We start from the raw sequence: 12,744 nt of genomic DNA on the forward strand, positions 1-12,744 counted from the left end.
CTTAATTATGCAGCAACTTCTTTTGTTTTCTTTTCTGCTGCCAACTCTTCTGCTTCTTTGTCTAACTGTTGTTTTTCATATACTTTGAAGAACGGGTAGTAGATCGCCAAAGTAATCGCGAAATTGACACAGACAAGCAGTGCTGCCGGAACGCTCCAATTTGTACTCATCCAAGCCGCCACAGGAGCCGGTATGGCAAAAGGCAGGCGAGCGGCCATCATTGGAATCACATTTGTCACTGTTAAAAAATAAGAAAATGTTGTTGTAATTAGCGGTGCAACAATAAATGGAATCCCTAAAATCGGATTCATCACGATTGGTGTACCAAAAATCACAGGTTCATTGATATTAAATAGTCCCGGTAAAAAGGACAATCGTCCTAAACTTTTCAAGTAAGTTGATTTAGAAAACATCATTAATACGACCAAAGCTAAGGTAGTTCCTGCGCCTCCAATCCAAATGAACCATTGTAAAAATTGTTCAGTAAAGATATTTGGTAATTGATGAACAGAAGCTCCTTCTTGAAAGGCTAATGTATTTTCAGCAATTGACATATCCCAAAAGGGTCTGATAACAGGACCCATAATTGCAGGGCCATGAATCCCTAAAACCCAGAAGAAACAAATCAAGAAAACTGTTAGCAAGCCGCCAAATAAGCTATTACCTGCTAGCGTATCTTTTAAAGGCATTAACAAGGTACTTAAGAAACCATTCAAATCAAAACCAATCACATGGCGAATTACCCAGAACAATAATAAGATCACAGCACCTGGAATCAATGCAATAAATGAATTTGAGACTTCTGGTGGAACCCCATCCGGCATTTTGATTGTAATATTCCTTTGAATAAAGAAACGATAAATTTCTACAGAGATAAGTGCAGTCACGATTGCACCAAATAACGAAGAAGAGCCCAAATTAGCCAAATTGATATAACGACCAGCTAAAATCACATCTTTGACCTCTTCAAAAACTCTCGTTGGCGGTGCTGCTGTTACTAAAAATGCCATAACTGCCAAAATCCCGCATGTTAAAGAATCTAACTTATAACTTTTTGCCAATGAAGAAGCAATCCCAAATGTCGCATACAACGCTAAAAGTCCCATAGTGTAACGTGATGGAATATCCAAAACAGCCTGATATGGTTCGATAAATTTCATATAAGAATCAATCGGAATATTCTGAAACACTGTAAAAAAAGCACCGACAATCGTCAAAGGCATAGTCGCAATAAGACCCTTTCTAATTGCTGTCATATGCCTTTGCGAACCGAACTTGTTAGCAATCGGCATCAATTTTACTTCCATCCACTGCACAAAACCATTCATTTCTTTTCCCCCGTCCAAAAGTTATTATGAATAAAAAATCAGATTATTTCCCACTCATAATAACATGGTAACATTATAATGTAAACGGTTTTCAAAAAGAAAAGTGCATTGTAGATCCGCTTTAGCTAGGTAAATCTACTGGAAATATTGCACCAAATATCATTGCACCTAAAATTGCACCACCAGCAATTGGTTTTTTCCATACATAGAAAATCACTGCACCAATGATTGAACCAATACCGATTGGAGCAGAAGCTCCACATGCACTAATGATGATTAATGGACCTAAGAAGCGACCCGAAGCATTTCCTGCCCCCATCATCACATCCGCACCAAATGTAGAATTTGATTGATTGATGGTAAATTTACGAATCATAATAATGATTCCGCCAATAATTAATCCAAGAACTGCTCCCGTTAACAATGCCAAGCCAAAGTTTTCAAGTGGCGCTTTGATTCCCATACTTAAAAGAATTGCTGGAACGCCAATCCCAACTCCTGTTAAGATTGCACCGCCGATATCCAAAATACCAACAAGCGAACCCTCTAAAATACGTGCAAACAAGAAACTTGCACCGAATGCTGCTGCAGCACCATACGAACCGCCGTCCATTCCAGCTTTCAACATAGCAACGATTGCTACTTCGTTAAAAGCTCCTACGCCATATTCAATATACATATGTGTTCCAGCAAATACCCCTGCCGATAGCAAACCGACTAAAATCGGAAATGACCAATCAGCAAACCAAAAACTCTTTTTTCCTTCTAATTCCAATGTTTCTTCCATTATTGTTCCCTCTCTTTCTACTTAAATTATTTCCCTACACTGAAAACATCATGCATATTTTCCAACCAACCTGGAATCTGTAGGCGGAAACTTTCAATCATTTGTAAGTCAAATCCTCGGAAAAAGGCACTAAATACAAATAATAAAATGACTGCAACCATCATACTCTTCGTAACTCTATTCCAACCGATTTCATCGACACCTTTTCCAATTAAAATCCCCAAAACAACTCCTGGAACCGCATTTCCCATGATCATTGTTGCGAGACCACCAAAAATTGTTGCCCATAAACCTGAACGTTTTCCAGCATCAATCGCTGCTAACCAGAATAATACTGGCATAACTGTATTAATCAATAAATTTGCTGCTGGTACTAAAACAGCAACTGCTGTTACTTGTAAGGATTCTGGAATCGCTGAAGCTGTAGTATTTAAGAAAGCAACAACTAACATCCCCACGACTGCACCTGTTATCCCCATTTTTTTAGGATTATGCATTGTTTGTGCAACATTTTTATTTTTTACCAACAAAGCTGCAGCAGCCCAGTTAGGAATCACACGGTGATCCACATCTTGTGTAAATGCTCCAGCTCCAACAGTTGATGCCCACGCATTGAAAAAGAAACCTAATCCAAATGAGAAATGACTAGCAGCATCTCCTTCACAAGCATTCATTTCACCTAACGTTCTAAATGCACCTAATCCTTGAGTACTTGGTGCATGGAACATTCTTGCAGCCCCTGCTCCTGCTGCAAATCCAACAACTCCCCCAATCAATAATGACTTGAGTAAAATAACTAAAACATCCATTTAATTTGCCTCCTTATGCATTCTTTTTTTCTTTCCAAAGGGGATGGGAAGACCATTTGGATCAGTAACTTTTTTTTCTACAAACGGAATGGTTTCCATCTCAATCAATGTAATCTCCACTTCTACATTCAGCAAAACACGATAATCCGCACGGGTACGGGGCAAAAAGAAAAAGAAGAAGCGTTCTGTATAGGTCTCTTGCTCTGCTTTTACCACCTGAATATCTAACGGCTCAATACGCACGATAACATCATTTTTTTCTTTCAGTACACGATTATGAATTTGATTCAATGCATTAGCAAAGGCTAAATTCTTTTCTTTTCCCGTCCCTTCAACCTGAATGACTTGGCGTTGTTTAGTTGTTACTTTTTCCATTTGATTTTCCTCCCCGTATTATAAAGCTACACAGACTCCTTATTTATCCGTTCTTTTTCATATAAGCTTCAACAATCCGTTTACCTAATTCTTCTTGGTCCATAAAACCAAAACCTAAAACAGTTTTTCCATCGTTGATTGCCGTCACACCTTCATCAATCGAACGCATACCATGGCGTTCTGGATAACCATACTTCGTTGCTGCTGTTAATGCACCTGCACCGCCGCTTCCACAAAATGAAATGCCTAAATCAGCATTTTCTTGCTGCATTACATCACCCAGACGCATATCTGCACCCATCCCTGGGACAACAACCGCTTTCCCCCCAGCTGCTTCTACACCTTTTGCGACATTTTGACCTTTACCTAAACGATCTGCGATTACTACTGTTACCATTCTTTATTCCTCCTAATTTTTAAAGCTGAGTAGGCTCTTTCAACTCCGACTGACCAATAGGAAATTATGATTGAAGTACCTTTTCCCTCATTCATAAATCATCTTTTTTAAGTCGGAATTAGTCTACGAAGCTAGATATTTTTACAATTGCTACTACTTTTATTTCAACTCTTATTTTCAATACTTAATTTTGTTTCGCTGCTTCAAAATGAATCGATAAAACATACATTTCATCTTGTGGTAAATTCCCAATATGCTGAACGACTTCATCAGCAATCCCTAAGGCTTCTTTAGAAACTTCTTCAAACATCACTGGATCAACACCCGACATTTTTTCATCAGCCTTTGATCGTTTGATCATCTCATTGACATGATTAATCAAAATTGTCCATTGTAGTTCTGTAGGCTGTATCTTTTGCTCCTCCAACAACTCACTGATTTTTTTCAGCGACGCTTCTAACTCGACTTTATTCAAACTTTCGTCAATTATTTTTTGAGCATCGTCAGTTACCTTCATGCGTACTACCCCTCTCTTATATAATTCAATAAAGCAGTAATTTCTGCTTGATTAACCATTAAATCATTTTTCGCAAAAATCTGTTCGATTTTCTCTACTAATTCCTTCTGTGCCAATAACGTTTCTTTCACAATATTGCCCTCATTCTCGTACTGACTGTCAAAAGTGATTCGATGAACCATCAACATCACATGAAGTAAAAATGCTTCCTTGTATTCTTGAGTCAACTTTTCAGCAAAAGTTTTTAGTAATTCTTCATAGATTACGTAAGTACGCACAATTATGTCTCTACTCTCTGATTCGATTCCTTGTTTTTCTTTGATCGGCTGTCGAGGAATCAAACGAGGAACTTTCCCTGTTCGGGTATGAGTTAAAATTTTATTTACCTCTTCTTGAATACTTTGTATATCAGCTGTCGTAGGCAATGGATTAACTTTGATAAACGGACGATTTACGATCTCAATTGGAAAAATACTCAAAACCAAGTCTGGATTTTTTTCTTCTATAACATCCACTGCATTCAATACAGAAGCAAACCCTGCAATTTCAACATTGGAAACTTCTTCCATAATTTTTTGTTCAATCAGACTCGTTACCCCCAGTCCCGTTGAACAAACATAGACGATTCTTACTACATTAATTTCATGAAGATTTTTTTCGTAAGCAACTAGAAAATGCAGTGCAATGTATGCAATGAATGAATCATTAATCAACAATGCAGAGCCCACAATATCACTTTGGCTAGCAAGCTGAATCGCTGAAAATAGTTGCGGATACTTGGCCTTAATATCATCAACAAAAGGATTATACTCATTAATAAAAAGATGTTTTTTTGTTAGCCGTAAAGATAAATGAGCAAACAGATTCGTAAACAGCTGTCGATCTCGGTAAAAAGGAAAATTGATTTCTTCTGAAACGTCTTTAATCAACTCCTCTGTCAACCCAACGATATCTTTTTGATTATTCGCTACAAATACATCACTATAAATGTAAAGGTATTCATCTGCTAACAAGGGCAATTCATAATGATCAAATACTTGTTTCATCAATAGAAATGGCAATTCTTTTTTTTGTTGCAGTACTTTTTGGTTTGTCAGCATTTTATAACCGCCAACAGTATGATGCAACTGCATTCTAGAAGCTGCTATAGCAACTCTTAATGTTATCGAAAGGATCTCAGAATAGTTAAATTGATCAAATAACGACGGGTCCAAAAGGTTGGTCATTTCTTTTAAAGCTACTTGGTAAATCTTTTGGAAAATTGTATTGACTCCAACATGAACTTCCTGCATTTTTTTCTTTTGACCCGATTGAACAAAATAACTCATGATTTGATAAATGTCATATTCTGTTATTTCTTTTTGCGTAATAAATTCCATTAACAAGCGAATTTTACTTTCCTCACCAATAATAGAAAAACCCTGTCTACTTTGACGGTTTAACGCAAGACCATAAATTTGTATTTGTTCTTCCACACGATCCAAATCACTGATAATCGTATTTCTGCTAACCTGTAATCCATCCGCCAACTCCTGTGAGGTCAAACAATTCGGTGCTAACAATAAGCGGAAAATTAGTTGATTTACCCTTAATTCCTGATCAGGGTATGTTTCAAAACGTTCTACCTCAATAATTTCGTTTTTCAAGGTCAATCGTTCTGAATCGGGTATTTCCAACCAAATTCCTTTGTTGCGACGAGTCTGTAATACAACGTTTTGTTCTTTGAACCAGTCACGAACGTTTTCTAAATCGTATTTGATTGTCCGCACACTAACATGGAAGGTTTCTGCCAATTCTTTTGTTGTAATACTGTCCTCTAAATCTAATAACAACAACAAGATTTTTATTTCTCGTTTTGATAAGTGCAGTGACATTTTACTCACCAACTTTCTTTCCCTTACACTTGAACTATAGCTTGATTTTTATTGTATAACAACACAAAAAAGTTGCACTTACACAAGTGCAACTTTATTAGTATACTATTTTATTTTCAAAAATAAAATCCTTTGAAAAGTTATTTTATATAAATATTCCAGCCTAAACTAACGGTTTTAATAATGTTTTTGCTTAGTGCAACTAAAAATATGCATTATTAAATACTGTTTGCACCACTTAGTGCAATGGTTTTAGTCACAGAAAAATACATAACAAAAAAGAAGACCTAAGTCTTCTTTTTTGACACAGTATTTATAAAAATAAATAGATAACATCTTCTCCACAAAAATATTTATCCGACACGCCTACATCCGGTAGGTATGATTAAACATATGTGCCTCTGTTGTTTTGTTAATCACTAGCCGTCAAAACGGAACAGCCAAAGCTGTCTGATTAAGTCAACTCGTCGCATGAGGATTACTTTAACACAGATATGTGTTGATTGCAACTCCTTCTATTATCTAATTGTCTTCTTTCAACCATTCATCATATATATACTCTACCAAACGCACAGTTTCTAAAGTCATTTTTTTCGTCATCACGGGGCTTTCCAGTAATCCTTTTTGAAGACATTCGTTGACATGATCAATTTCAAAAGCGAATTCACTTTCAAAATCACCAATTAACTCTTCTTGATTGCCACTGTCATCATAAATCATAGCCTGCTTGGCTTTCCAAAAAGAAGGGATTTCTATTCGTCCGTTTTCACCATAAATCGTCATCTGACTTGGAATAGCCAATTTAACTGAAATGAATAGGTTACCTAATATTTGATTTTGAAACTTCAAGGCTAAGTTTACCTGATCGTCCGTTTCCCCTTGTTTTCTCGTCCCACTACCATAATATTCTGTGATTGGTTGATCCAATATAAATTGCATATATTGAATTGGATAACTTCCTGATCCATGCAGCGTTCCGCCACCAGCATCTAATGAATGAAACCAACTGATATGGTCAACAGTAGGATACGTCGTTACTGACTGGAGCCAATGTACCTTGCCGATTTTATTTTGCTGAATTGCTTTTTTTACTTGTAAACTAATCGGCAAAAAAACTGATTTTTGTGCTTCCATTAAGAAACACCCATTTGTTTTCGCCAATTCAAAAAGTTCTTCTGCTTCCGAAAACTTCAAAGTAAAAGGTTTTTCAACTAAAACATGTTTATGGTTTATCAGCGCCATTTTTGCGGCTTCATAATGCCCTTTGTTGTAGGTAGCAACATAAACAATATCTATCTGTTCATCTTGACATAATTCTTCATAAGTACCGTATGCTCTAGGAATAGCCAATTCTTTAGCTACTTTCTCAGCTTTATCCAGCTTTCGTGAAGCAATTGCAGTAACTTCTCCTACTCTGCTTTTTTTGACACCTTCTACAAAACGTGGAACGATTTGAGCAGTACTTAAAATCCCATAACGAATGTTCATTCTTATCGACTCCTTTGTTCATACTATATCGATAAATTCCGAATAGTTCAAAAGGATTTGTTTATATTCCATCATTGACAAAAAAACGTGACTGAGATAAAACTCTTCGATTTTTATCTCAGTCACCGAAAATACAAGTGAACGATATGAACAAATCAGATTCTTCCGCAATTTCAGAAAAATCACACAACGTATAAACTGTTTTATACGTTTTTTAGTCCAATTGACAAGAAACACAACGAAGGAACGAGTTGATATAGAACCTACTTGATGCTCGAGCCTAAACGATTTTTGTCCCCTTTTTAGCCTTAAACAGCCTAAAATTAATACTCGCGATTCGTCTGGTTCAATTTATTTCTCAACTCTTTTTTCAAAACCTTAATTACGAATATTTATGTATATCTTTATCTATGTACTACTCCCCATTTAACGAATGCCAATACTTATTTTTAACGCTTGATTAACCTTTAACATATCGTCTTCTTGTAACTGACAAATCTTGTGAAGAATCCGTTCTTTATCCAACGTTCGGATTTGCTCTAACAATACCAGTGACGGTGTCATTCGATCGTCATGAGGTATATCCACTTTAACCTGTGTTGGCTGCATTTTCTTATTCACGTTCCTAGTAATAGGTGCAACAATCAACGTTGGACTAAATAAGTTTCCCTTATTATTTTGAATAATCAATACTGGTCTAATTCCTCCTTGCTCTGAACCAACAACCGGCGAGAGATTTGCATAAAAGATTTCTCCCCTTCGCATCATAATACTTTATCACCCCTAACTTAACAAACTCTTCTTCATTGTAAATTATATCATGCTTTTATCGTAACATTTTTCAATATTTTGTACCAATCACTTAAAACTTTGATAAACTCATTTAAAAGAATATTTCATGAGAAAAAATGTTTGCCATTTATTTCTTTAAAAAAATTTCAGTTTGTTAACTATATATATTTATATTCAGAATAATGTATAGAAAAATAACATTCGTTTCTTTCCTGATAATAAAAAAAAGCAATTCCCTTTGCCAAAACACTACATTCCAAACAAAAAAATAACTATAGATTATAACGTTTGTTCACCGGTTCTTTCTTTTTTTTATACAAAAAAATTTTTTTAATATAAAAACAATATTCGTAATCAATTATTAGGTTCCTCTATCCAACACATAAAAAAATTTACTCTCACCAATTTTTTATTTAAATGTAAGCTGTCACTTGACAAAAAAATCAGGAACCATACTTGATCAACTCAAATATAATACCTGATAATCTACTATTAATTTAGTTTTCAATATTATAATTCATTCAAAATACTAGCAACTTTAGTTGTAATCAAATCAATAGCTACGTGATTTTCTCCGCCTTCTGGAACGATCACATCAGCATAACGTTTAGTTGGTTCGATAAATTGATGATACATTGGTTTTACTACTGTCAAATACTGTTCAATAACAGAATCCAATGTTCTCCCGCGTTCTTCCATATCTCGTTTGATTCTACGAATAATGCGTATATCATCATCTGTATCCACATATAATTTAATATCCATCAATTCTCTTAAACGAGTATCTTCCAAAATCAAGATACCTTCCAAAATAATAACTTCTTTCGGTTCTTGAATCATCGTATCTGAACTTCTTGTATGAGCTACATAATCATACACTGGTTTTTCGATTGTCTGATAGTTTATCAGTTGCTCTAAATGCTCAATCAACAAATCCGTATCAAAAGCAAATGGATGGTCATAATTAGTTGCCAATCTTTCTTCAAAACTCAGATGGCTTTGATCTTTATAATAAGAATCTTGTTCCAACATCATGATAGAATGATTCGGAAAGTGATTGAAAATCGCCCGACTAACACTTGTTTTGCCACTGCCGGAACCACCAGTAACACCAATCACGATTGGTTGATTATTTTTCATTCAACGAAACCTCTCTCTTATGTAATAGTCATGATAACCTTTTTCTATTATAATAGAAACTAGAAAGAAAGCTACAATTTTATGCAATATTTTTTAAAAATCCCTTCATTTATGAATACGCTCATAGAAAGGAAAGATAATATGATTATTAGAACCCTTGAAAAGTTACACTCCGCTCATTATGACTTATTATTATCAGCTGATCCCAGTAAACGTCTAGTTGATGACTATGTACAACGCGGTTTGTGTTTGGAATCCATTATTAATGATACAATCGTTGGTATTATTGTATTACTTCCCACTCGACCAGAAACACTAGAAATCGTGAATATTGCTATATCTGAAACTTATCAACAACAAGGTTTTGGCGAGAAATTAATTCAATTTGCACTAACTCATGCTAAAAAAAATCACTATAAAACTGTAGAAATAGGTACTGGAAGTACTAGTTTCGGACAATTATATCTCTATCAAAAATGTGGTTTTCGTATAACTAGTGTTGATCGAGATTTTTTTCTTCGTCACTATGAAGAAGAAATCATCGAAAATAAACTTGTTTTGAAAGACATGGTTCGTTTGAGTATTGATATATAAAATAAAAATAGCAATCAAGCTTTTTTGAAAAATGCTTAATTGCTATTTTTTTATTGTTCCAATACGTTGAAAATATCATCTAATCGGCTGATTTCATAGGTTGGTTTAATTTTTGAATCTGCTGGTTGTTTAGATGGATTCAGCCAAAGGGTTTGAATCTCAGCTAAGTTTCCGCCGTGAATATCTGAAGCTAACGAGTCCCCAATAATCAGCGTTTTTTCCTGCTCAAAATTAGGAATTCGTTCAAAAACATACTTGAAGTATTCTTTCATCGGTTTTTGATACCCCACTTCTTCTGATACAAAAATATCGTTAAAAAAAGAGGTTAACTTCGAATCATTCAGTCGTTGATACTGTGTTTTAGCTACTCCATTTGTTACAATATACAACTCATAATCTGGTTTAAGCTGTTGAATAATTTCTTTACTATTCCCCAATAAGTCATGACCTTGACTTAAATGATAACGGTATTTTTGTCCTAGTTTTTTACCATCTACCTTTTTATTCAACTGTTGAAATAATAAACTAAAACGGGTATCTGTAATTGTTTCTTTGTCTGTTTTTCCTTGTTCAAAATCCCGCCATAATCGGCTGTTAATTTTCTTGTACGTAGCTTCTAGTTCTTCTGTCAACACTATTCCTTCTTCTTGAAAAAGTGCTTGCAAGGCTTTTTTTTCTGTTAATTGAAAATCTAATAACGTATCATCTACATCAAATAATAGTGTTTTAAATTTCATGTTCCACGCTCTTTTCTTTTTTATGTGTGGTAAAGTATGGCAACAACATCTGTAATTCTTCTTGATTCAATGAGCGATACTCGCCTAAAGCAAGCGTTGGATCTAACACGATTGGTCCCATTGTCAATCGTTTTAAATACATTACTTTTTTGTTAACAGATAAGAACATTTTTTTGACCTGATGAAATTTGCCTTCCGTAATATCCAAATAGGCACGGCTTTTATCTTTATTAGAAGATAAAATCATAAGTTCTGCTCCTTTGCATTTTGTACCGTCAGAAAACACGATTCCTTTAGCAAATGCTTCGCAATCATCTTGTGTCAGCTGTTCATTAACACTTACTTCATAACGCTTTAAGACTTTTTTATGAGGCAGCAATAATTGGTATCCTAATTGTCCATTATCTGTGATTAACAGCAAACCTTCTGTGTCACGATCTAATCTGCCTACAGGATATAAACTAGCTCTTTGATCATTTTCTTTTATTAAATCAATAACCGTTTGATGTTGCGCATCTTTGACAGCTGTCACAACACCTTGAGGTTTATTCAACATATAGTATACATGGGTTTTATTCTGAATTTTTTTAGTTCCAACTAAAATTTCCTGTAACACAGCATCTACATTCAAACTTTCATCCATGATAATTTGACCATCAACCCTCACTTGCTTGCTGCGGATTAAGGCTTTAACTTTTCTTTTAGAACCTACTTTTTCTTGTTCCAATAATTTATCTAAGCGCATTTATTTTCCTCATTTCAACTAATATTCTAGTATAAACATTGGATAATGAAAAGAAAATAAGATAAAATCGCTTCTCATTTCATCAAATCAATCTTTAAGTAATAATTAAAATACGTCTTTTCTCTTTTCACTTCTCTTGACTTAGCTTTTGTTTAGGGGTATGGTTGATATAGAAAGTGAATAAGGTTTCTCAAAAACAGCGTAATGACCTGGGAGAGAATAAGGTATCATATGGAATTTCCCCTGGATGATTGTGCACAATTATTCGGGATTTTTTGTTTTTGCTGTCCGTTTTGTAGAAGCTGCTTGTTCTTTTCAACTTATGAACAAGAGAACCTTAGCTAAGTTAAAGCTTTTACATGTTTACAACAAACATCAGCAAAACTCCTGTTTCCATCATGTTGCGTTTTGCAGATAACCAAATATAAATTCATTTTGATTTATTTAGCTTCACAGGCGGTATAAGCCTGCACAGCTTTTAAATTTAAGGAGGAATTTAGGTTATGTCAGTATCATTAGAAGTTAAAGAAAGAGCTGTCCGTCCACGTTCACTAAGAAATCAACTACGTCACTCTGGTCAAGTTCCCGCAGTCGTTTATGGGTATCAAATTGAAAGTACGCCTATTTCAGTTGATCAAAAAGAGCTAACAAAAATTTTACGCGATAATGGTGCTAATGCTGTAATCACAATGACAGTTGGTAGTAAAAAAATCAACACATTGCTGTTTAAAGCGCAATTAGACACTTTTACTAATCAAATGAAACACGTCGAATTTCTTGCTGTAAACATGAAAGAAACAACCGAAGTAGAAGCAGAAATCGTTCTTGTGGGTGAAGCTGAAGGGGTAAAAGCTGGTGGCGAGCTAACACAAAACTTATACAACGTTCTTGTCTCAGCAACACCAGATAAATTACCAGAACGTGTTGAAGTTGATATTACTAAACTTGCTATTGGTGATGCCATTACTGTAGCTGATTTAACTAAAAACAAAGATTACGACATCATTACTGAGGGTGAAGAACAAATCGCGGCTGTTACAGAAGCGAAAGCTGCTGCTGAAGAAACGTCAGAAGAAGCTGCAGAACCAACTGTAATTGGTGAAAAAACAGAATAGATTATTTTAAAAAAATAGATGTAGGGAGATAAGGTTTTTATAACCT

At 35.0% G+C, this 12,744-nt stretch carries 14 protein-coding genes; 2 read left to right on the forward strand and 12 right to left on the reverse strand.

The features are described 5' to 3' along the window. Positions 1-5: 5 nt before the first annotated feature. The 10 genes from AC4BB2_RS11435 to udk form a co-directional block, all read right to left on the reverse strand. Positions 6-1,328 carry a PTS sugar transporter subunit IIC gene (locus AC4BB2_RS11435; RefSeq protein ID WP_490473053.1) on the reverse strand — a complete coding sequence of 441 codons (1,323 nt, stop codon included), beginning with the start codon at positions 1,326-1,328 and terminating at the stop codon, positions 6-8. Between the two features lie 121 nt (positions 1,329-1,449). Beyond that, a complete protein-coding gene (locus tag AC4BB2_RS11440; RefSeq protein ID WP_490473054.1) occupies positions 1,450-2,115 on the reverse strand; it encodes a DUF4310 family protein in 666 nt (221 codons plus the stop codon). Between the two features lie 26 nt (positions 2,116-2,141). Next, the gene (locus AC4BB2_RS11445) at positions 2,142-2,924 is read right to left on the reverse strand and encodes a DUF4311 domain-containing protein (protein WP_490473055.1); all 783 of its coding nucleotides are present in this window, start codon (positions 2,922-2,924) and stop codon (positions 2,142-2,144) included. After that, positions 2,925-3,299 (reverse strand): DUF4312 family protein, encoded by a 375-nt coding sequence (locus AC4BB2_RS11450; RefSeq protein ID WP_490473056.1) that lies wholly within the window; start codon positions 3,297-3,299, stop codon positions 2,925-2,927. 43 nt (positions 3,300-3,342) lie between these two features. Beyond that, complete coding sequence (locus AC4BB2_RS11455; protein ID WP_069634184.1) at positions 3,343-3,696, reverse strand: glycine-rich SFCGS family protein; 354 nt, start codon at positions 3,694-3,696, stop codon at positions 3,343-3,345. Positions 3,697-3,880: 184 nt separating this feature from the next. Continuing rightward, the gene (locus tag AC4BB2_RS11460) at positions 3,881-4,213 is read right to left on the reverse strand and encodes a PRD domain-containing protein (protein ID WP_490473057.1); all 333 of its coding nucleotides are present in this window, start codon (positions 4,211-4,213) and stop codon (positions 3,881-3,883) included. A 5-nt stretch (positions 4,214-4,218) separates the two neighbouring features. Further along, positions 4,219-6,087 carry a BglG family transcription antiterminator gene (locus AC4BB2_RS11465; protein ID WP_490474699.1) on the reverse strand — a complete coding sequence of 623 codons (1,869 nt, stop codon included), beginning with the start codon at positions 6,085-6,087 and terminating at the stop codon, positions 4,219-4,221. A gap of 522 nt (positions 6,088-6,609) precedes the next feature. Continuing rightward, positions 6,610-7,575: a Gfo/Idh/MocA family protein gene (locus AC4BB2_RS11470; RefSeq protein WP_490473058.1), complete on the reverse strand. Its 966-nt coding sequence runs from the start codon at positions 7,573-7,575 to the stop codon at positions 6,610-6,612. A 426-nt stretch (positions 7,576-8,001) separates the two neighbouring features. Then, a complete protein-coding gene (locus AC4BB2_RS11475) occupies positions 8,002-8,343 on the reverse strand; it encodes a type II toxin-antitoxin system PemK/MazF family toxin (RefSeq protein ID WP_025873157.1) in 342 nt (113 codons plus the stop codon). 534 nt (positions 8,344-8,877) lie between these two features. Further along, positions 8,878-9,507: a uridine kinase gene (udk, locus tag AC4BB2_RS11480; protein WP_490473059.1), complete on the reverse strand. Its 630-nt coding sequence runs from the start codon at positions 9,505-9,507 to the stop codon at positions 8,878-8,880. Between the two features lie 141 nt (positions 9,508-9,648). Between udk and AC4BB2_RS11485 the strand changes: the two genes are divergently transcribed. Then, positions 9,649-10,101 carry a GNAT family N-acetyltransferase gene (locus AC4BB2_RS11485; protein WP_490473060.1) on the forward strand — a complete coding sequence of 151 codons (453 nt, stop codon included), beginning with the start codon at positions 9,649-9,651 and terminating at the stop codon, positions 10,099-10,101. A gap of 50 nt (positions 10,102-10,151) precedes the next feature. On the opposite strand, the gene AC4BB2_RS11490 is transcribed toward AC4BB2_RS11485, so the two are convergent. Beyond that, on the reverse strand, positions 10,152-10,838 hold the full coding sequence (locus tag AC4BB2_RS11490) for a YjjG family noncanonical pyrimidine nucleotidase (protein ID WP_490473061.1): 687 nt from the start codon (positions 10,836-10,838) through the stop codon (positions 10,152-10,154). After that, positions 10,828-11,583, reverse strand: coding sequence for a 16S rRNA pseudouridine(516) synthase (locus AC4BB2_RS11495; protein ID WP_490473062.1), 756 nt, complete (start codon positions 11,581-11,583; stop codon positions 10,828-10,830). Before AC4BB2_RS11495 ends, AC4BB2_RS11490 begins: the two co-directional genes overlap by 11 nt. 503 nt (positions 11,584-12,086) lie before the next feature. Between AC4BB2_RS11495 and AC4BB2_RS11500 the strand changes: the two genes are divergently transcribed. Beyond that, positions 12,087-12,698 carry a 50S ribosomal protein L25/general stress protein Ctc gene (locus AC4BB2_RS11500; protein ID WP_490473063.1) on the forward strand — a complete coding sequence of 204 codons (612 nt, stop codon included), beginning with the start codon at positions 12,087-12,089 and terminating at the stop codon, positions 12,696-12,698. Positions 12,699-12,744 lie beyond the last annotated feature (46 nt).

The sequence above is a fragment of the Enterococcus sp. AAFC-DPL-5146 genome (assembly GCF_058216635.1).